The following is a 22,881-nucleotide window of genomic DNA, read 5'->3' as shown; positions in this document are numbered from 1 at the left end:
ATGCCGTCATCGTTAAGATACCAGTGGGAGTTATTTCTATTAGCTACCAGTTTTTTTAGCCGCTTACCCGTGCCCCAAGCGTTGCCTTACAGTGAAGAACGCATGAATCAGGCAGGCCGTTACTTTGCGTTAGTTGGTCTCGTGCTTGGAGCACTTTGCGCTTTAGTATTCTCGCTCACCTCAATTTTTTTCCCAGAGTCGGTTGCCATAGTATTAACGATGGTGTTTAGCTTATTGTTAACTGGGGCTTTTCACGAAGACGGCTTGACCGATATGGCGGATGGCATTGGCGGTGGCATGACCGTAGAGCGACGCCTCTCTATTATGAAAGACAGTCGTATTGGCACTTATGGTGCCGCCACTCTCATTATGGCGTTATTGGCTAAGTATGTTTTTTGGAGTGAACTAGCTAACTTGCCGCACTTTTGGTTGGTCATTGTCGTCGCTTACACCGCAAGCCGAGCACTAGCAGCGACGCTTATTTATGACATGCCTTATGTCAGTGACAGTGATACGTCGAAAAGTAAACCGCTAGCAAGTCGCCAGTCTTCTCTAGAAGTCTCCATTTTGTTGTTTACTGGTGGCGTAACATTGCTTGTACTTGGTATCGCGGATGCGATCTTGATATCGCTTGTTCTCGTGGTATTTCGTTTGATGTTCAAACGTTGGTTAACCAAGAGAATTGGCGGCTTTACGGGGGATTGCCTTGGCGCAGCGCAACAGTTGTCGGAACTGCTTATTTATCTCACTATGATTGGGTTGTATCACTCCTCATGAAGCAATTGATACTCGGTGGCGCGCGCTCTGGGAAGTCGCATTTGGCAGAAAAAACAGCTAAGCAATTATCGGTCGCTTCTCAGCGAGCATTACACTATGTTGCAACCGCGCTGCCATTTGACCAAGAAATGCGAGAGCGAATAGCGCATCATCAAAAGCAACGCGGGGGCGAGTGGCAAGAGCATGAATGCCCCCTTCATTTATCTGAGTTACTGACAAATTTCGCTATCACCGATGTTGTATTGATCGACTGTTTAACCTTGTGGCTCAACAATTGGATATTTGAGTTAGGTGATGAATGTTCCAATGAGAAGCTAGAAGCAGAAATTGAAAAGCTTATACAGGTGGTACGTGGCTCAGATGCGACGTTAATATTCGTCTCTAACGAGGTTGGAATGGGCATTGTACCTTTGGGGGCGGTTAGTCGTTATTTTGTGGATAATGCTGGACGGATGAATCAAAAACTAGCCAGTGTTTGCCATCGTGTTACCTTTGTTGCTGCTGGTTTGCCGTTGGTTCTTAAAGAGTAGGATGGAACAAAATGAAAACACTCAATATCTATCTTGTGCGTCATGGAAAAGTAGACGCTCTACCAGGACTCCATGGCCAAACAGATGTAAAAGTTACGCCTGCTGATCAAGAGAGTATTGCTCGGGCTTGGGCTGAGAGTGGACGAGGTGTGGGTGGAATAATTTCTTCTCCACTTTCACGCTGTCAAGAACTGGCAAACATCATTGCTGAACAGCAATTATTACCAGTAATGACGGATGAATCTTTACAAGAGATGGCATTTGGTGATTTTGATGGTATGCCTTTTGATATGCTCACTGAGCAGTGGAAAAAGCTAGATGCTTTTTGGCAATCGCCAGCACAACATACGTTGCCGAATGCTGAGAGCTTAAGCACATTTTCTGAGCGCATATGTCGCGTTTGGTCTCAAATCATCAACGATATCAATGACAATCTACTTATCGTCACGCATGGTGGCGTCATTCGTATGATTCTTGCTCATGTATTGGAGTTAGATTGGCGTAACCCAAAGTGGTATTCGACGTTGTCGATAGGAAACGCTTCTGTCACGCATGTAACAATTACCATAGATGAGCAAATTTACGCCTCGGTGCGTTCGATTGGCGTACCTCTTTTAACTCGTTAATTTATAAATATTAAAATGCCCAGAACGATATTGCTTACGGGCATAGTCACGGAAGATGTCAGTGGAAGCCCATCTGCTAGGTGCAGGAAGCGAAAATTGACTCAGTTACATAAAAAGGAAATATAGAAATGACAACGCCGAGTTGGGATTTGTCCATCGTTTATAACGACCTTTCTGACCCACGAATTCAAGACGATATTGCTCTTGTGGAACAATGTATTGATCTTTTGAATAAACAATCAGCAGATTGTGGCAACGTAGAGATCATGCAAAATGCGATTTTAACCAATGAAGCCGCGAGTCGTTTAGCGGGCACAGTTGCAAATTTTGCGAGTTGTTATGCTTCTGTTGATGCAACAAACGCCGAAGCGAAATCGTTACTTGGTAAAATGACCCGCATCTTTTCGGAGCTTTCCCAAGCGTTCAGTCCCTTTGATTTGACACTAACGCATGCCGACGAAGAGTTTATCTTGCGCGTGTTAGACCATGAGAATCCTGATATCAGTGGGCAAGCTTTTTCTATCTTGAATTCTAGAAAGTTGGCGGATACTCGTCTTAGCAACGCAGAAGAACAGTTACTGGCTGCGATGAGTGTGGATGGCAAATCGGCTTGGGGTAACCTATACGATAACCTGACTGGCTCATTGAAAGTGAAGCTTGAGTACACAGATGGTAATAGTGAAGAGCTTGGGTTTTCTCAAGCGGCAAGCATTCTTTATGGTTCTGAATTCGAGCGTCAAGAAGCCGCGTGGCGAGGCGTACAAGATGCAATGCAAACGCACCAAGAATCATTCGCTGCGATTTTGAATGCGTTAGCAGGATGGCGCTTAACTGAAAACAAAAAGCGTTCTACGAAGCGTGAAGTTCACTTCCTAGAGCCGAGTTTGCATGGTAGCCGAATCCAAGCTGAAACTTTAAATGCGATGATGACAGTAGCCAAAGACAGTCGAGCTATTGGTCAGAAAGCAGGTTTATTGATGGCGCAAGTACATGGTCTGGATGAGATGAAACCTTGGAATCATCTGGCGGCTATGCCTGCTTTGAGCGGTGAAGCGAAGGTTTACGACTTTGATGAAGCGATTGATGTTATTTGTGAAGCATTTGAAACAGTAAACCCTGAGATGTCGGAATTTGTCCGTTTGATGGTACAAAATGGTTGGATTGATGCCGCGCCAAATGCTAACAAGCGTCTTGGTGCATACTGCACCAAACTGCCAGCAACGCGAACACCACTTGTGTTTATGACTTGGAGTGGCAGCCGTTCAGACCTTATGACTCTGGCACATGAACTTGGCCATGCGTTCCATAACTGGGTTATTCGTGATTTGCCACTTTGCCAAACTTACTACCCAATGACGTTAGCAGAAACCGCCTCTATCTTTGCAGAAAACATCGTTCGTGATCATTTGATTTCGAAAGCTGAGAGCGTTGATGAAAAGCTCGAGATGTTGTGGGAAGAGTTGTCATCTGCGCTAGCTTTAATGATCAACATTCCGGTTCGCTACGAGTTTGAAAAATCGTTCTATGAACGCCGCCAGGATGGAGAGTTAACCGCAGATGAATTCTGTGAGTTGATGTCAGAAACTTGGAAAGAATGGTATGGCGACGTAATGAGCGAACCGGATCCGTACTTCTGGGCAAGCAAGCTGCACTTTTCTATTGATAGCGTGAGCTTTTATAACTACCCATACCTATTTGGTTTCTTGTTTAGCAAGGGTATCTATGCACAGCGAGAAACCAAAGGCGAAGCGTTTTACACCGATTACATCAATTTGCTGCGCGATACAGGCTGCATGATGGCGGAAGATGTCGTCGAAAAGCATCTGTCGATGGATTTAACCCAGCCAACGTTTTGGCAGCAGAGTGTTGAGCTAGTGCGTGAAAAAGTCGATGAGTTTGAGCGTTTGCTCGCACAGCGCGGCTAAGTTTTTCGCAGTGTTGATGCATAATCTGCTTTATAGCTACAAAAATTTGATCAAATCATAATGATCTTAATCAGGGCTGTGGTAAAGTTCACAGCCCTAACACTTTGTAATTGTTTGAAAATTAAACGCCTCAATGCTTGATTTGAGTGCCTGGCGCGAAAAGGCATCGGATTTTCGAGGGAAATAGTGATTTCTACTCATAAGTGAGATCGCAGCAACAAAAATCCTTTGTACAATTTATTAACATATCCGCCGTGCTATTAAGGAGTAACGCATGACGAAGTCTCTCTTTCGCCAATCGTTTTTAACTGACACGTTAGATGTTCATATTGATGTTGCACCAGCGGAGCAGGTGCTTTCTAGCGGTGTAAAACTTAAACTCTATCAGCGTGGTGTATTAGAAGTAATCCCTGCGAATTATACTCAGGATACGAAGAACATCATCATCTCTTGTGGGGTTCACGGAGATGAAACCGCACCGATGGAGCTGGTGGATTCCATTATTCAAGACATAGAATCTGGGTTCCAGACGGTCGATACCCGTTGTCTGTTCATTATCGCTCACCCAGAATCCACTCTGGCGCACACGCGATTCCTCGAAGAAAATCTCAACCGTCTGTTTGACGAAAAAGAACACAAACAGACAAAAGAGCTTGTTATCGCCGATACGCTTAAGCTGCTTGTTCGAGATTTTTATCAGGATACCGACCCGACAACACGCTGGCACCTTGATTTACACTGCGCGATTAGAGGCTCGAAGCACTATACGTTTGCAGTAAGTCCTAAGACTCGTCATCCTGTGCGCAGCAAGGCATTGATCGATTTCTTGGACAGTGCACACATTGAAGCAGTGCTCCTGTCAAACTCACCATCGAGCACGTTTAGCTGGTACAGTGCCGAGAATTTTGGTGCGCAGGCTCTCACAATGGAGCTTGGCCGTGTGGCTCGTATCGGTGAAAATGACCTCGATAAACTGACCGCGTTTGATTTGTCTTTACGTAATTTGATTGCGGAAACGAAGCCAGAACACCTACCAAAACCATGCATTAAGTATCGCGTAAGTCGCACAATCGTTCGTTTGAACGAAGACTTTGACTTTATGTTCGACGACAATGTTGAAAACTTCACCTCATTTGTTCACGGCGAAGTGTTTGGTCATGATGGCGACAAACCATTAATGGCGAAGAATGAAAACGAAGCGATTGTCTTCCCGAACCGCCACGTCGCAATAGGTCAACGTGCAGCTCTGATGGTTTGTGAAGTGAAAACCCGTTTTGAAGAGGGTGAGTTGGTTTACGATTAATCCAACATTGCTTTGAGAAGTTAATTGCAATTTACCGAGGCTTAACTGTAAGGTTAAGCCTCGTTTGTTTTTATCGGCCGCTATGGATTTTCAACAACTTATCTTGAACAAGGAACGACGCTGGCAACGTAACCTGATGGTTATGTCGATCGTGCTCGCTGTACTCTCTGCCATTCACTTGATGGTCGGAGAAATTTTCCTTTCTCCTTTTCAATCCTTATCTGCATTTGAACAGAAGTTATTGGTGGACTTGCGTTTACCGAGGTTAGTGTCTGCGGCAATTATTGGTGCTGCGTTAGCGGTATCTGGCGCGACGTTACAAGTGTTGCTTGGGAACGTGTTGGCTGAACCTGGCGTGCTTGGTATCTCTGGTGGCGCAAGCTTAGCAATGGTCTTAATCATGTTCGCGTCACCTGTTCTTCCTACCCCGATTGTTTTTATGTTGGCAGCGATTGCAGGCTCGATGGTATTCACGTTTGTTTTGGTGGCGATAGCAAGGGCAATGCACCTGACGACGGCTCGATTGCTTTTGGTTGGGGTCGCATTGGGTATTTTATCGAGCGCGATTGTGACCTGGGCATTTTACTTTAGTGATGATCTCAGTTTACGCCAACTGATGTATTGGTTAATGGGCAGTATTGGCGGTGCAAGTTGGTATCAACATACCGTTACTTTGGTGATGTTACCGGTGCTTACCTGGTTATGTTGTAAAGGCAAGTCGCTTGATAAATTGATGCTGGGTGAGATTCATGCGACCCAATTGGGTGTCGATGTGCATCAAATGCGTTGGAAATTGATCCTCGCCATTTCTGTTTTGGTGGGTAGTTCAGTCGCTTTGGGTGGCATCATCAGTTTTGTTGGTTTGGTGGTGCCGCACTTGTTGCGTTTGGCTTTTGGTACGGAAAACCGTTATTTATTGCCACTTTCTGCAATATCTGGTGCTGCGTTGCTTGTATTTGCTGACATCGGCGCAAGACTGTTATTGGACTCCGCAGAGTTACCTTTAGGTGTCATGACAACATCGATTGGCGCACCTATTTTCATCTGGATGCTGGTGAAGAGTCATGATGCACGTTAAACATATGTCGGTTGGTAGTCGATTATTGCCTCTTTCTTTTGAATGCAAAGCTGGCGAAATCGTACATATCGTTGGGCCTAATGGTTCCGGTAAGAGTACTTTATTGGCTGCGATTTCTGGTACGTTAAGTCACCGAGAGGGTATGAGTGGTGCAGTGTACGTTGGCGACAAAAACTTGCTTACTTTACCGTTGTCAGAGCAAGCTCATGTGCGAGGTTATTTGTGTCAGCAATCACGCCCTGCATTTAATGTCGATGTTTTTCAGTATCTAGCACTATCTCTGCCGAGTGGCGCTGAGATTGCGGATATCAAAGTGCGTGATGCCGTCAATATGGTGGTGGAGCTAGTACAACTGCAAGATAAGCTTCATCGCAGTATTCAAACATTATCCGGTGGTGAGTGGCAGCGTGTCCGATTAGCAGGTGTATGTTTGCAGGTGTGGCGTACCATTAATCCTTTTTCGCAGTTTTTAATTTTGGATGAGCCAGCAGCACCGTTAGATATTGCGCAAGAGGGTCTGCTCTATCAATTGATTAGCGCTATGGCGGCGCAGGGAATTGGAGTATTGGTTGCTAATCACGATCTCAATCGCACATTAAAGCACGCAGATAAAGTATTGCTGCTTAACAACGGTGTGCTGCACTCATCAGGAAGTGCCGATACTGTGCTAACGGAAGAAGCTCTCGGGGAAGTGTTCAATACTCAAGTCAAAAAGGTCATTGTAGATGAGCAACCTTATTTAATCTTTGATTAGTATTTAGGGACAATAAAAAACGACCTACTTGAGGTCGTTTTTTTAATCGAGATAGCCAAACTCAACGCTTATTGAGTTAACGGTTTTAGATCTGCTGGGCGGTAGTAAACAGATTTGAGTACTTTGCCTTTGCGAATGGTTTTACCTTCCGATACGAAATCTTCGGCGCATTTCGCGATGATGTATTCACCTTTCTGCACCGCCATCAACTTGATGCCTTGTTCCGCGTAGAATGCCTCTGTTTCTGAGTACTCTTGCTCGTTACGGCATACTTTGCTCATGTTGCTTGAGTGCACTTCATCCCAGCAAGGAATAAATTCAATACCACGGTTTACTGCAACGTTTAATAGAAGATCGATTAAGTAGCTGATCGTCAGGTTGTCTTCTACTTTGCTGTGGCCAAGATGAACGAGACGGCCCATTAATACATACACGCTGTCTACGATGGCATCTGCTTGCTCAGTTTTACAATCTGCTTCTGCTAGCTCTGTTAGCTCTTCGATCGCCAAAGAGGTGTGTAGTGTGTCTGCTTGCGTATCAAGGCTTGCAGCGTCTGCGACTGGTAAGTCGAACGTACTACGGAACTCGGTGATATCACGGTATAAGTGATCAAAAATCTCTTGGGTTAGCTTTGACAGTTGCATTCTAATTTCCATTGAATCGATTGAAGCGGCAATGATACCAAACCGCACTTTGAACCCCAAGGGCATTGCATCTAACTGGTGATAAATCTGCCTTTGGGAATGGTGGTGCTTAACGAAATAGGTAAGGGAACAGCTTTTTACGTTCTTCCTCTGAAAGGGAGGAAACACGAGCGATGTTTGTATCGGGAATGGATTCAGGATCAGGATAGTGTTTTAGTACCTTTTCCATACTCTCTTCGCGAATCAAATGGAAGATCGGGTAAGGAGAACGATTGGTCAGGTTTTCGTCGTCTTCAGGCCTTGCGCCGCCAAAACAGTAATCAGGATGGAAAGTCGCTACTTGGAAAATACCTTCCCAGTTTTGCTGCTTAATTAATCCTTCAACCCAATCTATGCAAAAGTTGTAGTCCCAGAAATCTTGTAGCATGTTGGGAACCACAACCAACGTGGTCTCAAGTTGTTCGGGCTCTGTGTTACTCAGCTCAATCAGTTGCAATAAAATATCTTCAAGAAGCGTTTCTTCTTGAGTCGCTTCACTAACAAAGATTTTGATTTGTTTATTACGTTGCGGCTTGGCAGCAAACGGACAAAGGTTGAGCCCGATTACCACATCGTTGAGCCATTGGTTGACCTGTTGAGTGATCGCTTCGATATCTGTGTTTTGTGTTGAACGCGTTGACATACGACTTTCTGGTTTTATTAAAGTAGCGCAAGCATAACAGAGTTGGTTATCCAAGTAACCAGAGAGGTATTACGTAAATGAGCGTACCTTAGCTACTCTTTAAACTCGCCGCGTCAGGTGTTTGGTCAGTGTGCTTTCTTTCGGCAATGTGTTTCAAATACGCAATTGCAGCAAACATTGCTAGGTAGACTGCGCTTCCCCCCATAAGAACACTCGACCAACCACCATGTTGCCAACAATAAAGAAGTAAGAATCCTCCCAAACTACCGCCTACATAGTAGTGTACTAAGTAGAGCGCAGTCGCGGTGGCTTTGGCGCGAGTGGCATTCTGACCGACCCAACCGTAGGCGAGGGTATGAGTAAAGAAGGCACCAAAACTAATCAGCAACAACCCAAATAGCATTGCAGTCAAGCTTTCAACCGCCGCAATCCACATCCCCGTCATGCTCACTATCGCGCCCAAGAACATGCCGAGGATTGATGAATAACGTTTACTCCAGTGGCCTGCGCAACGAGAGGAGAAAGTTCCTCCCAAGTAACAAATAAAGATCAGTGAGGCCAACCCGACGGGCACATTGTGAGGTTCACTCACCAGACGGAACCCCATTACGGAGTAAAGGTTGACGAACAAAGCAAAGTTGAGTCCTCCTATCAGCATCGCGAACCACACGCGTTGGTTTTTAAAATGACCAATAAGCGCACGATTTTGATGGCGCAAGCTGCTTGATGACGGGGTGAAGTTGCGCTGTGTTGGCAATAAATAGTGAACGCCAATGACACCAAGAAGAGTGAACACCATCATAACTTCAATGGCGACATCAACACTGAAATTGTCCGCCAATAAGCCGCCGCTAATACGCCCTGCAATGCCGCCTAATGAGTTAGCCGCAATGTACGTTCCAATTGCCATCGAGAAGGCGTGCTTGTCGAGTTCTTCTGCCATGTAAGCCACGGCGACCGCAGCAAAAGCTGCGAGCGCGACACCGATCAGTGCTCGACATACCACCAAAAACAGAAATGAGTCACCAAACAGCATCAAAGCGGAAAGGGTAGGAATCGAAAACAGACCAGCCATCATGACTGGCTTTCGTCCCACTGATTCTGACAACACAGCCATTGGAACGAGGCTAAAAGAGAGAGCGAGTGTTGAGGCCGCAAATAACCAGTTCACTTGCGTTTCTGAGATCGTGAAAATTTGGGCAAAAGTGGGCAGCATTGGCTGTAGTAGGTATAAATTTGAAAAAACCAAGAAGGAACCAAGCGCTAGCGAGAGCGTAATGCGTTTGTATTCCGGTGTGCCAAAACTGACCATGAATCCTGCCTAATGTGAGCAAATGGAGAGACTGTGATCAATCTATCAGTTCGTTATAAATTAAAAAAATATATTAAAAATATGGACACCATATATTTTTGATCTAATGGAATCGAAACAACTTAAACATTTTCTGGCGGTCGCTGAACACGGAAACATTACCCATGCGGCGAAAGCCCTGCATATTGCCCAGCCCGCATTAAGCATTTCTATCAAAAAGTTTGAGCAGTCTTTGGGCGTTACCCTATTTCGCCGTGATGATAAAAAAATCAGCTTAACGAAAGAGGGCGAAACGTTATTTGTGCATGCTAAGCGGGTGATTCAACAGTTGCACGACGCGCAGCTCGCGATTGATGAGTTGAAAGGTTTAGCGAAAGGCGAAGTAAGACTAGGGACGCCATCAATGATGGGCAGTTATTTCTTTCCACGAATTGTGATGGCGTTTAAAAGCCAATTCCCTGAGTTAAAATTGACCTTGGTCGAAGCTGGGACTCAATCGATTCGTCGTATGCTGCTCAATGGTCAACTCGATATCGGTGTGATCAGTTGTGATAACGTGCCTGATGACCTAGAAACTGACCATTTGTTTACTAGCCAAATGGTCGCAGTTGTTTCACCTGAGCATGAGTTAGCCCAGCGACACGCTCTTACTTTTGATGAGTTCTTTGAACACGATTTGGTTATGTTTCAGCATGGCTATTTTCACCGCGAATTTTTGGATCAGGTGAGTGAGGAGCATGGGTTTACCATGAAGTCATCATTCGAGACCAACTTACTGCCTTTGATTTTGAGTATTGTGAAACAAGAGTTTGCGATTACCGCGTTACTGGAATTGGTGACTCAACATGAGTCGGGCGTTGTTGGCCTACCGTTTGAACCACCCGTTACGCTGGATCTGGCACTTGCTTGGCGCAAGCAGGGGTACTTATCAATAGCAGATCGAACGTTTATCGACTTTATCAAGCGCTACGTTTAAATGCAGCGCAGATTCATCGTCCGAGCACTAGTCGCCTTTGTACATCTTCTCGAAGTTCTTTGGGTTCCAGCCAATCATTACCCGATCACCAATTTTTAAAACAGGCACTGAACGAGCACCAAGCGCATCAAGTTCTTTGCGACCGCGTTGCATCTTAGCATTGCACAAACGATAGTTAATATTTTTCGAATCCAGATAACTTTGAGCATCTTTGCAGTGAGGGCATTTGTCTTTGACGTAAAGAACGACACGTTTCATTGAATTTCTCTCCATTATCATTGGGAGGCGAAGTTTAACGGCCTTTCGTCATAAATGAAAGGCGAAAGCTAAGGTGAAACTGTCCTTTATCTCAGGTATATTGAGCGCCTTTATTTTGTCATAACAGACGTTAACTCTATGCATCCGTCACTTCGATACATTCAAGGCTACCCACAAAACATCGTAGAGCAGGTGAGCTCATTGATAGCGAGTGGCAAGTTTGTTCCTTGGTTCGAAAAACGTTATCCCGATAGGCACCAAATCAAAAGCGAAAGGGCGCTCTATGAGTACGCCATGGCAATCAAAAACCGCTACATGAAGAAAGCCGCGCCAATCAGTAAAGTCGTCTACGATAAGAAAATTCACGCGGTAAACAACGCGCTTGGTTTGCACAGTGTAATCAGTAGAAACCATGGCGGTAAGCTGAAGTCGAAAAACGAGATTCGCATTGCCAATGTATTTAAGGATGCGCCCGAGCCACTATTAAGAATGCTGGTGGTACATGAGTTGGCGCATACTCGTGAGAAAAACCACGACAAGGCGTTCTATCAGCTATGTTGCTATATGGAGCCTGAGTATCACCAACTCGAATTTGATGCTCGTTTGTTTATGATTTACCTCGATTTAAAAGCGAATTTGAATGAAGAACAATAATCACAACGCGAAGCAAGCAAAGCCAAAGACTTCAATGGCGGGTCAGAATAAAGACGCGAATAAAGCCAAGCCGAAGCGTGTTAAAGACAAAGTTGCGCGCAAATCCTCGCAGCCTGCAGGAAAGAGCGAAGTCGAGTTCATAAAAATAGCGAAGAATGGTTTGCATGAGCGTAATGTTCATCGAGGTCGTTACGATTTTAAAAAACTCGTGGAAAGTGAACCACAGTTAAAGCCATTCGTTATCAAAAATCCGAAAGGGGAAGACTCCATAAACTTCTCTGATCCTAATGCTGTTAAAATGCTCAATAAAGCATTGCTTGCTGCGTATTATGGTATCGAGTTCTGGGACATTCCCGACACCTACCTTTGCCCACCGATTCCGGGCCGCGCTGATTACATTCACCGAGTGGCAGAACTACTTGATGGTGAAGTAAAAGGTCAGTACGCGCACCAAAAAGTGAAAGCGTTGGACATTGGCGTGGGAGCAAACTGTATTTATCCGATTGTTGGTGTAACAAAATACGGTTGGCACTATACGGGCAGCGATGTCGATCCAAAATCCATCCAATCGGCTCAAACGATCGTAGAGCACAATCGTGCTTTGACGGGAAAAATTGCACTGGTACAGCAACACAATGATGCCAATATTTATCTAGGTATCATTCAACCGAATGATCGTTATGATGTGACGACATGTAATCCGCCATTCCACCGTTCGGCGGAAGATGCCGCTATGGGCAGCCAGCGTAAAATCGATAATCTAAAAGCAAACCAGCGTAAGAAAGGACTAAAACCTCAAACCACACAAGTAAAGACAAGTAAGCCGGCGTTGAATTTTGGCGGTCAAAACGCTGAATTGTGGTGTGAAGGTGGAGAAGCGGCGTTTATCCGAAAAATGGCGAATGAAAGCCAAGCTTTTGCCGCGCAGGTCTTGTGGTTTACAACACTCATATCCAAAAAAGACAACGTTCGCCCGATGCGTAAGCAGCTTGAAAAATTGGGTGTGAAAGCCGTTCGTGTGGTTGAAATGAGTCAAGGGCAGAAAGTGAGCCGCTTTGTAGCTTGGTCATACATGGATAAACAACAGCGCAAAGCATGGATTGAACTAAAGTGACGTTGACCGTTTCACACTGAGCAATAAAGTAGAAAGCCCGCTGATATCAGCGGGCTTCTATTTTGGGAGATCTAAAACTTAATGATGGGCTCACAATCTAGTGAACTGAGAGAGACAAAAGTATCTGTTTTGGCATAGTACAAGCCACAGGTTTCACCTCTGATCTGCAACGTATATTGGTCTGGAAGATCCGTATAGCTGCCATCCAACAGTTGATTGTTGTTCCCTTTTACTCGTCCTTTTTCAATCAACAAATGCGGTGAGGATTCAAATACGTTATTTGCGACTCTAGGTGCTGGTGTCCCTTGGATTTCTGCGATCGCGTTTTGAATCTCTATGACTGTTTCCGGAGAGTTCTTTTTACTCAATGCTTCAACGGGTTCTTGTGACATAGCTTGGCATCCTATCAAAGAAATCGAAGTGCCTAAGAAAAGCGCAACCCGAATCAGCATTCGTAAAAAGTTAGTTGATCTCAACATGAATTGCCTCTGTTCGTAGCGGAGAGCGAAGATCGCTTAACTCCGGAGATGAAATGTTACGCGGCATGGCGTTGAAACTTGAAGGGGATACTGGCGGACAGGTTCCAGTTTCCATGTAGTTTAGTGCCGCAGAAAGCATACCTTCAGACGGATCGCCCAATGGTTTTGTTAGGTCGTCATTGACCCAGCAACCTTCCACTCTATTGTCTAAGCCTAGCTCGGTATTGATTTGGCTCTTTGGAGTAGGAATAAAACCATCAGCGAAGTCGCCAAATTTTTTCTCGTTCGCCGACTTGAACTGAATAGTGTAGTACATAGTGCCGCAGTTTTGTTCTGGTGAGAACCCGTACGGTTTACCTGTGGTTGTTGAACCTATTTGGATAACCTCCACATCAATGCCGCGCAAAGCGTTGATTAGCAGTTCACTTGAGGAAGCCGTGCCTCCTGAAGTCAGCACATATACGCGCTTTTTGTTCAGTGTCGGAAGCACTTGATCCGAATATTTCTGTGCTGCCCAGTCTATTGCTAGATTCGTAAAGCGATAGATGTTATCCCCATCTTTAATGGTACGCATCACTTTGTCATTATGAATCAACTCACTGAAGACTCGGTTCTGACCAGCACCGCTTAGCATGTAGCCTACTTGCGAGGACTGAAGGACTAAGCCACCGCCGTTGTAACGTAAATCAACGACGATCTCGTCAACATTCTCTGCTGAGAGCGTACTGAACGCCTCAATAAGCGGGGCTTGAGCGCTTGGTTCAAAGGAGTTGTATTGCAGATAGCCGATCCGCATACCATTTTGTGTAATCACTTTGGCATTTTTAACTGGAGAGGTCATGACATCAGAGGCGGTAAGCGTCACGGTTTTCTCTAGACCGCCAACACTCTCAAATGTGAAGGTGTAATCTTGATTGATGTCAGGGTTAAAGAGCGTTTTATTAATAAAATCAATGTCGGACTGACTACCGGTGTTAACCACATCAATATTATTGATTTTCAGAAGCTTATCACCACGAGCAATGCCGCTTCTATCAGCTGGCGAGGCTTCTTCAGTGTAGGAAATACGAACGTCTCGAGGTTGTACGCCACGTAGGAATGCCCAGTTAAAACCAAATCCAGCAACTAAACCGGATTGCGATGATTTCATATCATCCTCATAAGGGACGGTAAAATGGAAGCGATCTTTTGGTTTACCCGTCGCGGTAGTAGCAGAGGTGACCAGCGTATTGAAGTAATCAGTAACAGTTTTGTAGTTTGCTGGATTATTATCAGGAACCTCGTCATACCATAGATACGTTTCGTTAGTAAAAGCTCTTAAAAAGAGTTTTTCGTGTAATGCAGAGCCCAATTTATCTGGATAGGCGGCATAGTTGTCATATGGGTCCAGTCCGACGCGGGGCGTTTCACATTGGTTGATAAACGTTTTCGACGGTTGGCTAAAATCATGAACTTTCCACGTTGGACCGTTTGCACTGCTAGTGGACGGAGTAGGTGATGAGCTATCACCGCCACCACCGCCACAGCCTTGTAATAATGCGAGAGTGACTGCCGTTGCTAAAGAATACTTAAATTTCACTTTTCTATGTCCTTATAAATAATAGAATTATAATTATGTGTTTTGCTTTTGTTTTTATTAGCTAGGTGAATGTATTAATTTAATTTGTTCGTCTGCAAATTTATAGTTAAATAGTGTGAGGTAAATAACGTAAAAAGTTGTCTTTTATACTTAAGCTAAATTAGTCATTACTTAAGTTTTCTGTCTATTTCAAAAGAGCTAACAAGACAATTAATAAGTGTGAAATTAAGACAAGTTCTTAGTTGACTAAGCGACGCTTGCTAAATAAAAAATCAGAATTAGATTCAGGAAACGCTTTGAATCAATAGTTTGGTAGGGATATATGATGTTATCTCGGGGGTGTTTGATTTATTTATCTGATGCTTTAACTTAATTTAGTGAGTTGAGCGACGTGCTTTAATAAGCTTCCGTCAATGTTAGGTAAATCATCAGCGAAAAATATCTGAGCACCGGGAGTGCAGCGCATTAATATATTTGTTAGTTCACCTTCATTGTTGGAAGTGTTAACTGCGTTAAGTTTCGCTAATTTATTACAAAGCTCGTCCTCTATTTGCACTTTCTGCTCTTCGGTGAGCCTAATGCGACCTATACATACGCCTGGGTTGATATCATGAGAAAGCGAATCTTGTTGAAATCGCTCTTTGAATAAGGTGTCTAATGCCGTACCTTCTTCCATAATAAATCGACGACCAGAACGGTAAAACAAGCCGTCTCCGAAGTTTTCGACATATCCTAGAATTTCCGCGATACGCAAATAGAATCGTAAGCTTGTATCAGAAAGTCCGTAAGTTTGGGCTATCTCTTGCGGTTTAATATCACGAGAAGTCAGCATATAAATAAAATCAAGTAAATAAGGATGCTCAACGAAAAGGGCGCTCTCTTCATCTGTTAGCATTTGCTCGTTTTGGTGCTGAAGCTCGTTGGCTAAGGTTGCGAGTTCGATGAGATCGGTATTCAGGTAGTTCAGATAAATAAGTACTTTATCCAAACCTAAAGCTGGATTATGTAGGTGGCGTTTAATACTAGATAAAGGGATGCCACTTTTCTCTGACAAGGAATTGTAGCAAAGCCCTTCTTCTTTAATCTTTTGTCGTAGCGCTGCAAGTAAAAACTTTGGTCCAACATTCATCCTTGAATATCACCTTATTCGTTATTCCGTTTACTGGCTGATATTTTGCCTTTCAAGCAGCAGGTTTCGAATCGCTGTGCCTGCTTCTAGAATGTGCTTTTTCAGTAGGTACTTGGCGCCTTCGATATCGCGATTTTGGCACATTTCAAACAAGCTTAAGTGCTCTTCTTCTGCCTTTTTAATGCCTGTAGTAAACAATAGCTGCATGCGTATGTATCGGTCACACTTTGTGTTCAGGTTGTAAATGACGTCCATAGTTTCAGGCATGTTGGCTGGCGCATATAGGGCTTTGTGGAACTCGTAGTTGTAGTTGCTCCATTCTTCTACTTCGTCGCCACTGTTCACTACTGACTCGAAACGTTCGCGAACTTCGCGCGCGCGTTCAAGGTCAGCGTCTGTCATATTTTGAATCGCGCGCTCTAAAATGTGGCATTCCACGACAGCGCGCAGTTCAAATAGCTCATTGATTTTCTCTGGAGATAGCTCAGTGACCGTCGCACCTTTGTGAGGTTCAAAGCTAACGAGTCCTTGTGCTTCCAATTGAACTAACGCTTCACGCACAGGAATTCGGCTAACATTAAACTCTTTTGCTAACGCATCTTGACGTAAAGGTTGACCAGTTTTTAACTCGCCCTTCAAGATCTGAGTTCGAATTGCTTCCTCAACGAGCTGAGTACGCGTTTTAAAAACAGGTTTCTGTGACATTGAAGTCTCCCGTGAAATTAATATTGTATCCAATCCATTTTACTTTAGTAGTTTATTGTTTTTCTGGCACAAACCAACTAGGAAAGAAGGTTTTGAGAAGTAGAGTGAAATAAAAGGCATCAGTTGATGCCTTTTTGAGCCATTTGGTGATTTTATTGGGACACACTGCCATCTATGGCGCGTTGAATACCCAGTGGGTTCGACGCTTTTAATGAATCCGGCAATAAAGATTCTGGTAAAGCTTGATAAGCGACGGGACGCAACCAACGATGAATAGCCTCTGCCCCGACAGATGTTGAGGCAGAATTGGTTGAAGCCGGATAGGGTCCACCATGAACCATAGCGTAACCAACCTCGACGCCAGTTGGCCAACCGTTGAATACAAGGCGTCCGGCGATTTCTTCCAAACTTGGAAGCAGTTGCTTGGCTTGTTCTTCGTCTTCAGCGGTAGCGTGAAGGGTTGCGGTGAGCGAGCCAGTCAGTGAATCACTCAGTTTCAACATGTCATCGAAATCTTCACAGATTACGATCAACGATTGAGGACCGAATATTTCTTCTTCCCATTGCGGGTTTTTACGCCAGTTTTTACTGTCCGTCACGAACAGTGCTGGTGCGACATTGGTCACTTCTGCTTGTTCAGAACGAGTTACGTTAATGCCTGTTTCGGAAGCTCGCTTATCCACTTCGGATTCATACGTTTCTCGGATTCCTTGCGTTAGCAAAGTGGCCGTTGATTGTTGTCGAATTAACCCTTGAGCGATTTCGATAAAGGCTTGCGTTTCTGGGCTATTCAAGACAAATACAACGCCTGGTTTTGTACAAAATTGTCCACAGCCCAAAGTCATAGAAGCCACAAACTCTTCAGCCAATGAGGCGTTTGCTCGTATGGCTGAAGGGAGAATAAATGTTGGATTAATCGCCCCTAGTTCACCATAGAAGGGGATTGGCTCTGGTCTTTGCTGAGCTAGATTGAACAGCGCACGGCCACCACCGACGGAACCTGTAAACCCAACCCCTTTAATTTTTGGATGGGTAACGAGTGCTTGGCCAAGTGCGCGTTTGTTGCCTTGCAATAGCGTGAAGATGGCTTGCGGTAAGCACTCTTTCTCAAGTGCAGCCTCAATACACTCTGCAACAAGTTGACTGGTGCCAGGGTGGGCGGTATGGCCTTTTACAATCACAGGACAGCCAGCTGCCAGTGCCGAAGCCGTATCACCACCTGCCGTAGAAAATGCGAGCGGAAAATTAGACGCACCAAACACGGCGACAGGGCCAATTGCGATTTGCTGACGACGAATATCTGGTTTCGGCAGTGGTTGACGGTCTGGGTTTGGCGTATCGAAAATTGCTTGATGGTGATTACCCGATCTCACAACCTCGGCAAATAGTCTTAATTGGTTCGCGGTACGTCCTATTTCACCGCTTAAACGTGCTTCGGGAAGGGCAGTTTCTAAATGAGCACGAGCAACGATTTCTTCACTCTTCACTTCCAATTCAGAGGCGATAGAGCAAAGTAAGCTCGCTCGCTTTGCATTGCTTAGTTGGCGAAACTCACGCGCAACGTTTTGGGCGGCTGAGGCGGCTTGATTAACTTCTTGCTCTCCATGTACCGGAAACGCAATAGGTAGAGGCTCACCAGTAAAGGCGTTGACTGCGTAAAAAGTGGTTGGTTCTTGTGGGTTCATCATTCTTCCTTACTATCCTTATTACTTCACTTCAAATCCGTACGCATATGGGTCTTCATCGTCTACCCATATTGTGTTGTGACCGTATACTTGTGCCCATCCTTCAATACTTGGCAAAATAGCGGCTTTGCCATTCACTTCGGTAATGCCTTCTATACGTCCTTGAAATAGGCTGCCGATGATACTTTCGTGAATAAAGTCTTCTCCTTGATTGAGTTTGCCTCTTGCATGCCATTGCGCCATGCGTGCACTAGTACCCGTACCACATGGCGAGCGATCCAACGCTTTGTCGCCGTAAAACACAGCATTTCGAGCGGTGGCGTTTTCTTGAGTGGGCTCTCCGGTCCATAGCACGTGAGAAACACCGCATACTGTTGGATCTTCTGGATGTACGCACTCAACCGCTCGAGATACCGCTTCGCGAACTTTTGGTGAAAGCATCAAAATTTCATCTGGAGAGTAGTGTTCAAGTCCGGCATAGTTTTCTTGAGGATCGACGATTACGTAATAGTTTCCGCCATAAGCAACATCGACAGTGAGCTCACCTAAGCCCTCTATGTCCACGGTTACGTCTTGGTGGGCAAGGTAAGCTGGTACGTTAAATATCCTCACTGACGTGACCTTGTCACCTTTTGTTTGGTAGTGCACTTCGATTTGTCCTGCTGGGACATCAAGTATCAAACGGCCTTCTTTTTTGGGAGTGATAAGGCGATTCTCGATAGCGGTAGTGACGGTTCCAATGGTGCCGTGGCCACACATTGGTAAGCAGCCACTGGTTTCAATAAACAGAATTGAAGCGTCTGCGTTATCGCTGCAAGGAGGCAAGACAACTGACCCCGACATCATTGAGTGTCCGCGAGGCTCAAACATGAGTGCCTGACGAATCCAATCATAATGCTCAAGAAAGTATTGGCGCTTTTCGCTCATGGTATTGCCTTCGAGTGGAGGCACACCGCCTGCTACCAGCCTAACTGGGTTGCCGCAGGTGTGGGCATCAATACAGAAAAAAGTTCCTTGTCTCATTTTTCGCTCCTTGCTGAAAAAATGGTTGAATTAAACAATAGTGATGTTAACGTAATGTAAAATATATTGTATACAATCTACGTTTTCAAGTGTGACTCGGAGCATATTTATGTTGGTCAAGGATGAAACTAAAAAGGAAAGGATCGCTGTGATAGGTGCGGGGATTATTGGCTTATCAATTGGCTTGAAATTGCAGCAGCAAGGTTATCAAGTCACGATTTTTGATCCCAATGGCGTGGGGAATGGATGCTCTAAGGGAAATGCAGGCCATATCGCGACTGAGCAAATCTTCCCTCTTGCAACGCCAGCGCTGCTTCCACAATTACCTAAAATGCTGCTAGATCCCAAAAGTCCGGTTTCGATCCGTTGGCAAGATATTCCAAACACAATCGGGTGGATGATTCGTTTTCTATTACAAACCAAGCCATCAGCCGCGGAGCGGGCAAAAAACGCGATTAAGAGTCTTAACGAGCGGTCAGTGGCAAGTTGGCGTGGCGTGCTTGATTCAATCGGAAAAGCGCATCTAATAAAAATGAATGGTTCATTGCTCACTTTTGAAAACGAGAAACTGTTTCAGAATTATCAAAGCACGCTTAACTCACTGGCTAAAAACGGTGTGGCGTATCAAGTTTGGACACAAGAGGAGATTCGAGAGCGGATACCTGATCTCAGCCATAAGGTTCGTGTCGGCGTCTTTTTTCCCGATACAGGTCATACGCTAGACCCCTATCAGCTCTGTGTTGAGCTAAGTGAAGCTTTTGAAGTTATTGGCGGTAAGGTTTTACAAAAAGATGTATCTGCGTTGGCGAAAAATGGCGAGGTGCTGGTTGAGTCTCAAACGTATTCATTTGACCGAATCATTGTTGCTGCTGGTGTACATTCTAAGCCTTTGATACGGCAGCTAACCGGAGTCAAAGTGCCTATTCAAGCCGAGCGTGGTTATCACCTAATGGTGGATGACAAGCGTGATGTACTGCCATTTCCTATTAGCTCTGCAGATAGAAAATTCATCATGACTCCGATGTCTGGCGGGCTACGCTTGGCAGGCACTGTTGAGTATGCCGATGTAGAATCACCACCCAATATGAAACGTTCAGAAATGCTTTTTCAGTTAGGTGATGAGATGTTTGAATCGGAGTTAAATCCACTCAAGCAAGGAGAAAAGTGGATGGGTAATCGGCCTTCAACAGTCGACTCGTTACCGGTTATTGATAGCATTTGGGATGGAAATGTATTACTGGCATTTGGCCACCAACACCTTGGATTAACTCAAGCGGCGATTACGGCAGATCTCCTTTTAGAGCTTATCGAAGGAAAGCCGACATCGATTGATCTATCACCTTTTTCATTACAACGATTCGCCTGAAAAATTTAATATTAAATATTGTATAAAATATATTAAATGCTAATGTTAACTTAATTTTAACAAAAATGGTGTCCAACAGCCGTACTCGGATGCCTCCAGAAAAACAACCAAAAGGAGTAAAACATGTCACGAATGACCAAAGCACCATTGGCGCTGTTGATTTCAGGAATGCTGTTGGGGGCCTCTGCTTATGCTGAAGACAAATTGACGGTCGTATCTTGGGGTGGTGCATTCACCAAGAGCCAAGTGGAGGCATATCATAAGCCTTTCATTAAAAAAACAGGTGTTGAGATCGTATCCGAGGATTTCAGCGGCGGATTAGCTGAAATTAAAGCACAGGTGGAAGCGAACAACGTGCGCTGGGATTTGGTTTCTCTCGACAAGCCAGACATTGTTCGTGGTTGCGCCGAAGGGTTACTAGAACCAGTGAACCCAAGTATTTTGCCTCCGGGCGCAGATGGAACACCAGCACAAGAGGATTTTATTGATGGTGCGATTCACGAGTGCGCAATCAATACCATCGTAGTGTCCACTGTATTAGCGGTGAACGAAGACGCGTTTAAAGGTAAGGCTTTGCCAAGCAAGTTGACCGATCTTTTTGACCTAAAAACTTTTCCAGGTCGACGTGCATTGCAAAAACAACCTCAGGGCAATCTTGAGTGGGCACTATTGGCTGATGGTGTAAAGCCAGAAGAGGTCTACAGCCTGCTCGAAACCGAAGCGGGGCGTGAGCGTGCTTTTGCTAAGTTGGATACGATCAAATCAGAAGTACTGTGGTGGACAACAGGTGCCCAGCCACCTCAAATGCTTGCAGACAAAGAAGTGGTGATCGCCTCGGCGTTTAACGGCCGAATCCACAATGCCCGTAAGGATGAAGGTCAACCATTTCGGATTATATGGGACCGTCAAATGGGTTACATGAATGGATGGGCGATACCTAAAGGGAGTGAGAACACAAAGCTTGCATTGGACTTCATTGCTTTTTCTTCAGGAACAAAACCATTAGCTGATCAAGCTAAGTACGTTGCCTATGGGCCTACGCGTAAGTCGTCTTCGGCGGAGGTGAACCCAGACATTTTAGCGAACCTTCCTACCGCACCTCAAAACTTCCAAACCGCCTTCCTGATTAACGATGAATGGTGGTCAGACTACGCGGATGAACTCAATGAAGAGTTCAATACCTGGCTGCTTAACTAGGCGTTAATTTGTGTATGGGGTCGAGTTTTCATCCATAAGCGAGGTTCCGTACTTTCCTCAACTGTATTTATGTTTTCGGAGAAATGATGAAAGTCATCGAAGCACAGCAAGTCGCGCAATGTTTAACAATGAAGTCTCTTATTGAAACGATGCGTGAAATGTACTCGCGGCCAGCAACAATACCTCAACGCCGAGTCATGCCCTTAGAAGAGGGAGAATACGAGGCGTTTGCGCTACTTCCAGCTTGGAACCAGGAGTTGATTGCGGTGAAAGCCTTTACGTATTTCCCGCATAACCCTGAGCAAGGCAAAGATACGCTTGCATCTAAGCTGCTTGTTTTTAGACGAAACGATGGTGAGCCGCTCGCACTCGTGGACGGTAAAGTTTTAACGTTTTGGCGCACCGCCGCAGCTTCTGCGTTGGCAGCGGACTATTTGGCGCGTCCCGATGCTGATCGTCTGTTGATCTGCGGAACGGGCAATCTTGCGCCTTATTTTGCGTGGGCATACGCTGCGGTTCGCCCACTTAAGCAGGTTTATATTTGGGGGCGTAACTCAGATAAAGCCGAGGCGACGGTAGATGCCATTGTGTCATCTTCAGAGTATCAGTCGCTTCCTGATGAGCGTCGGTTTCGCGTTTCAGTCGTAGAAAAAGTGGACCACGTTATCAAACACGTTGACATCATCAGCTGTATTACTGCATCAGCAGAGCCTTTGTTTAATGGCGCAGACGTGCAGCCGGGCACCCATATTGATTTGGTCGGTAATCATGACTTGGACAAGCGTGAATGTGACTCCGAAGCAGTGCAACGAGCACAGGTGTATGTTGATAGCCGTATTAATGTATTAGCCGAAGCGGGCGATCTTCTCATTCCAATTCAAGAGGGCGTATTCACGTCAGACGATATCAAAGGGGAATTACCGCAGCTTTGCGCCCAACAAATCTCAGGACGTCAAAACGATGAGGTCATTACTTTATACAAATCAGTTGGCAGTGCTTTGGCTGATTTGGCCGCTGTAAAGGCGGTGTTGTTAGAAAATGGCATAGATAGCCATGTCTGAGCATTTTCGCTCGTTCATTTAAAT

23 protein-coding genes are annotated in these 22,881 nt (G+C 45.1%); 13 read left to right on the top strand and 10 right to left on the bottom strand.

The window, feature by feature from the left end; translation table 11 throughout:
- The 7 genes from R7P67_RS11620 to btuD all read left to right on the top strand — a co-directional run bounded on the left by R7P67_RS11620 (position 1) and on the right by btuD (position 6,993).
- Positions 1-777: an adenosylcobinamide-GDP ribazoletransferase gene (locus R7P67_RS11620; protein WP_054574173.1), complete on the top strand. Its 777-nt coding sequence runs from the start codon at positions 1-3 to the stop codon at positions 775-777.
- Positions 774-1,307, top strand: coding sequence for a bifunctional adenosylcobinamide kinase/adenosylcobinamide-phosphate guanylyltransferase (gene cobU, locus R7P67_RS11615; protein ID WP_042521941.1), 534 nt, complete (start codon positions 774-776; stop codon positions 1,305-1,307). The genes R7P67_RS11620 and cobU overlap by 4 nt, the downstream gene beginning before the upstream one ends.
- A gap of 11 nt (positions 1,308-1,318) precedes the next feature.
- Positions 1,319-1,933: an alpha-ribazole phosphatase family protein gene (gene cobC / locus R7P67_RS11610; RefSeq protein WP_154204658.1), complete on the top strand. Its 615-nt coding sequence runs from the start codon at positions 1,319-1,321 to the stop codon at positions 1,931-1,933.
- Positions 1,934-2,061: 128 nt separating this feature from the next.
- Positions 2,062-3,858 carry a M3 family oligoendopeptidase gene (locus R7P67_RS11605; RefSeq protein WP_130546029.1) on the top strand — a complete coding sequence of 599 codons (1,797 nt, stop codon included), beginning with the start codon at positions 2,062-2,064 and terminating at the stop codon, positions 3,856-3,858.
- A gap of 274 nt (positions 3,859-4,132) precedes the next feature.
- The gene (locus R7P67_RS11600) at positions 4,133-5,161 is read left to right on the top strand and encodes a succinylglutamate desuccinylase (RefSeq protein ID WP_017820882.1); all 1,029 of its coding nucleotides are present in this window, start codon (positions 4,133-4,135) and stop codon (positions 5,159-5,161) included.
- An 82-nt stretch (positions 5,162-5,243) separates the two neighbouring features.
- Complete coding sequence (gene btuC, locus R7P67_RS11595; RefSeq protein ID WP_053306934.1) at positions 5,244-6,239, top strand: vitamin B12 ABC transporter permease BtuC; 996 nt, start codon at positions 5,244-5,246, stop codon at positions 6,237-6,239.
- A complete protein-coding gene (btuD, locus tag R7P67_RS11590) occupies positions 6,226-6,993 on the top strand; it encodes a vitamin B12 ABC transporter ATP-binding protein BtuD (protein ID WP_262652489.1) in 768 nt (255 codons plus the stop codon). The genes btuC and btuD overlap by 14 nt, the downstream gene beginning before the upstream one ends.
- A gap of 68 nt (positions 6,994-7,061) precedes the next feature.
- Here btuD and R7P67_RS11585 read toward each other — a convergent pair whose 3' ends face one another.
- The 3 genes from R7P67_RS11585 to R7P67_RS11575 form a co-directional block, all read right to left on the bottom strand.
- Positions 7,062-7,637 carry a nucleoside triphosphate pyrophosphohydrolase family protein gene (locus tag R7P67_RS11585; protein WP_262652488.1) on the bottom strand — a complete coding sequence of 192 codons (576 nt, stop codon included), beginning with the start codon at positions 7,635-7,637 and terminating at the stop codon, positions 7,062-7,064.
- 109 nt (positions 7,638-7,746) lie between these two features.
- Positions 7,747-8,319 carry a DUF1415 domain-containing protein gene (locus R7P67_RS11580; RefSeq protein WP_130546033.1) on the bottom strand — a complete coding sequence of 191 codons (573 nt, stop codon included), beginning with the start codon at positions 8,317-8,319 and terminating at the stop codon, positions 7,747-7,749.
- Between the two features lie 88 nt (positions 8,320-8,407).
- Positions 8,408-9,631 carry an MFS transporter gene (locus R7P67_RS11575; protein ID WP_006741641.1) on the bottom strand — a complete coding sequence of 408 codons (1,224 nt, stop codon included), beginning with the start codon at positions 9,629-9,631 and terminating at the stop codon, positions 8,408-8,410.
- A gap of 106 nt (positions 9,632-9,737) precedes the next feature.
- Here R7P67_RS11575 and R7P67_RS11570 point away from each other — a divergent pair, with 106 nt between their 5' ends.
- Positions 9,738-10,607, top strand: a complete 870-nt coding sequence (locus tag R7P67_RS11570) for a LysR family transcriptional regulator (protein WP_005389786.1) — start codon at positions 9,738-9,740, stop codon at positions 10,605-10,607.
- A 27-nt stretch (positions 10,608-10,634) separates the two neighbouring features.
- Here the strand turns inward: R7P67_RS11570 and R7P67_RS11565 are convergent, their stop codons facing one another.
- Positions 10,635-10,865, bottom strand: a complete 231-nt coding sequence (locus R7P67_RS11565) for a glutaredoxin family protein (protein ID WP_262643194.1) — start codon at positions 10,863-10,865, stop codon at positions 10,635-10,637.
- Between the two features lie 138 nt (positions 10,866-11,003).
- Here R7P67_RS11565 and R7P67_RS11560 point away from each other — a divergent pair, with 138 nt between their 5' ends.
- Positions 11,004-11,519 carry a M48 family metallopeptidase gene (locus tag R7P67_RS11560; RefSeq protein WP_005377870.1) on the top strand — a complete coding sequence of 172 codons (516 nt, stop codon included), beginning with the start codon at positions 11,004-11,006 and terminating at the stop codon, positions 11,517-11,519.
- Positions 11,506-12,633: a 23S rRNA (adenine(1618)-N(6))-methyltransferase RlmF gene (gene rlmF, locus R7P67_RS11555; protein ID WP_262652487.1), complete on the top strand. Its 1,128-nt coding sequence runs from the start codon at positions 11,506-11,508 to the stop codon at positions 12,631-12,633. Before R7P67_RS11560 ends, rlmF begins: the two co-directional genes overlap by 14 nt.
- 71 nt (positions 12,634-12,704) lie before the next feature.
- Here rlmF and R7P67_RS11550 read toward each other — a convergent pair whose 3' ends face one another.
- From R7P67_RS11550 to R7P67_RS11525, 6 genes are all read right to left on the bottom strand, one after another.
- Complete coding sequence (locus tag R7P67_RS11550; RefSeq protein WP_137281910.1) at positions 12,705-13,025, bottom strand: hypothetical protein; 321 nt, start codon at positions 13,023-13,025, stop codon at positions 12,705-12,707.
- Between the two features lie 70 nt (positions 13,026-13,095).
- Positions 13,096-14,691: a S41 family peptidase gene (locus R7P67_RS11545; RefSeq protein WP_042521927.1), complete on the bottom strand. Its 1,596-nt coding sequence runs from the start codon at positions 14,689-14,691 to the stop codon at positions 13,096-13,098.
- A gap of 364 nt (positions 14,692-15,055) precedes the next feature.
- Entirely contained in the window at positions 15,056-15,820 is a 765-nt protein-coding gene (locus R7P67_RS11540; protein ID WP_005377865.1) for a hypothetical protein, read from the bottom strand.
- 30 nt (positions 15,821-15,850) lie between these two features.
- A complete protein-coding gene (locus R7P67_RS11535; RefSeq protein ID WP_005377862.1) occupies positions 15,851-16,525 on the bottom strand; it encodes a GntR family transcriptional regulator in 675 nt (224 codons plus the stop codon).
- A 152-nt stretch (positions 16,526-16,677) separates the two neighbouring features.
- The gene (locus tag R7P67_RS11530) at positions 16,678-18,210 is read right to left on the bottom strand and encodes an aldehyde dehydrogenase (NADP(+)) (protein ID WP_262652594.1); all 1,533 of its coding nucleotides are present in this window, start codon (positions 18,208-18,210) and stop codon (positions 16,678-16,680) included.
- A gap of 21 nt (positions 18,211-18,231) precedes the next feature.
- Positions 18,232-19,233, bottom strand: coding sequence for a 4-hydroxyproline epimerase (locus tag R7P67_RS11525; protein ID WP_017820891.1), 1,002 nt, complete (start codon positions 19,231-19,233; stop codon positions 18,232-18,234).
- Positions 19,234-19,342: 109 nt separating this feature from the next.
- On the opposite strand from R7P67_RS11525, the gene R7P67_RS11520 reads away from it, so the two are divergent.
- The 3 genes from R7P67_RS11520 (at position 19,343) to R7P67_RS11510 (ending at position 22,857) form a co-directional block, all read left to right on the top strand.
- Positions 19,343-20,599, top strand: coding sequence for an NAD(P)/FAD-dependent oxidoreductase (locus tag R7P67_RS11520; RefSeq protein WP_213911014.1), 1,257 nt, complete (start codon positions 19,343-19,345; stop codon positions 20,597-20,599).
- Between the two features lie 123 nt (positions 20,600-20,722).
- Positions 20,723-21,796 (top strand): polyamine ABC transporter substrate-binding protein, encoded by a 1,074-nt coding sequence (locus R7P67_RS11515; protein WP_017820893.1) that lies wholly within the window; start codon positions 20,723-20,725, stop codon positions 21,794-21,796.
- 86 nt (positions 21,797-21,882) lie between these two features.
- Positions 21,883-22,857 carry an ornithine cyclodeaminase family protein gene (locus R7P67_RS11510; RefSeq protein ID WP_005377853.1) on the top strand — a complete coding sequence of 325 codons (975 nt, stop codon included), beginning with the start codon at positions 21,883-21,885 and terminating at the stop codon, positions 22,855-22,857.
- Positions 22,858-22,881 lie beyond the last annotated feature (24 nt).

This window comes from Vibrio sp. Vb0937 (assembly GCF_033338855.1).
Note: the sequence above shows the minus strand (reverse complement) of the source record. Positions and strands in the feature narration are given on the sequence as shown.

What these genes read in the sequence shown, in the direction of transcription:
- R7P67_RS11605 (WP_130546029.1), top strand. Translation starts at nt 2,062, where the DNA reads ATGACAACGCCGAGTTGGGATTTGTCCATCGTTTATAACGACCTTTCT.
- cobU (WP_042521941.1), top strand. Translation starts at nt 774, where the DNA reads ATGAAGCAATTGATACTCGGTGGCGCGCGCTCTGGGAAGTCGCATTTG.
- R7P67_RS11525 (WP_017820891.1), bottom strand. Translation starts at nt 19,233, where the DNA reads ATGAGACAAGGAACTTTTTTCTGTATTGATGCCCACACCTGCGGCAAC.
- R7P67_RS11600 (WP_017820882.1), top strand. Translation starts at nt 4,133, where the DNA reads ATGACGAAGTCTCTCTTTCGCCAATCGTTTTTAACTGACACGTTAGAT.
- R7P67_RS11530 (WP_262652594.1), bottom strand. Translation starts at nt 18,210, where the DNA reads ATGAACCCACAAGAACCAACCACTTTTTACGCAGTCAACGCCTTTACT.
- btuC (WP_053306934.1), top strand. Translation starts at nt 5,244, where the DNA reads ATGGATTTTCAACAACTTATCTTGAACAAGGAACGACGCTGGCAACGT.
- R7P67_RS11565 (WP_262643194.1), bottom strand. Translation starts at nt 10,865, where the DNA reads ATGAAACGTGTCGTTCTTTACGTCAAAGACAAATGCCCTCACTGCAAA.
- R7P67_RS11515 (WP_017820893.1), top strand. Translation starts at nt 20,723, where the DNA reads ATGTCACGAATGACCAAAGCACCATTGGCGCTGTTGATTTCAGGAATG.
- R7P67_RS11585 (WP_262652488.1), bottom strand. Translation starts at nt 7,637, where the DNA reads ATGCAACTGTCAAAGCTAACCCAAGAGATTTTTGATCACTTATACCGT.
- R7P67_RS11575 (WP_006741641.1), bottom strand. Translation starts at nt 9,631, where the DNA reads ATGGTCAGTTTTGGCACACCGGAATACAAACGCATTACGCTCTCGCTA.
- R7P67_RS11540 (WP_005377865.1), bottom strand. Translation starts at nt 15,820, where the DNA reads ATGAATGTTGGACCAAAGTTTTTACTTGCAGCGCTACGACAAAAGATT.
- R7P67_RS11620 (WP_054574173.1), top strand. Translation starts at nt 1, where the DNA reads ATGCCGTCATCGTTAAGATACCAGTGGGAGTTATTTCTATTAGCTACC.
- R7P67_RS11520 (WP_213911014.1), top strand. Translation starts at nt 19,343, where the DNA reads ATGTTGGTCAAGGATGAAACTAAAAAGGAAAGGATCGCTGTGATAGGT.
- cobC (WP_154204658.1), top strand. Translation starts at nt 1,319, where the DNA reads ATGAAAACACTCAATATCTATCTTGTGCGTCATGGAAAAGTAGACGCT.
- R7P67_RS11535 (WP_005377862.1), bottom strand. Translation starts at nt 16,525, where the DNA reads ATGTCACAGAAACCTGTTTTTAAAACGCGTACTCAGCTCGTTGAGGAA.
- R7P67_RS11570 (WP_005389786.1), top strand. Translation starts at nt 9,738, where the DNA reads ATGGAATCGAAACAACTTAAACATTTTCTGGCGGTCGCTGAACACGGA.
- R7P67_RS11550 (WP_137281910.1), bottom strand. Translation starts at nt 13,025, where the DNA reads ATGTCACAAGAACCCGTTGAAGCATTGAGTAAAAAGAACTCTCCGGAA.
- R7P67_RS11580 (WP_130546033.1), bottom strand. Translation starts at nt 8,319, where the DNA reads ATGTCAACGCGTTCAACACAAAACACAGATATCGAAGCGATCACTCAA.
- R7P67_RS11560 (WP_005377870.1), top strand. Translation starts at nt 11,004, where the DNA reads ATGCATCCGTCACTTCGATACATTCAAGGCTACCCACAAAACATCGTA.
- btuD (WP_262652489.1), top strand. Translation starts at nt 6,226, where the DNA reads ATGATGCACGTTAAACATATGTCGGTTGGTAGTCGATTATTGCCTCTT.
- R7P67_RS11510 (WP_005377853.1), top strand. Translation starts at nt 21,883, where the DNA reads ATGAAAGTCATCGAAGCACAGCAAGTCGCGCAATGTTTAACAATGAAG.
- rlmF (WP_262652487.1), top strand. Translation starts at nt 11,506, where the DNA reads ATGAAGAACAATAATCACAACGCGAAGCAAGCAAAGCCAAAGACTTCA.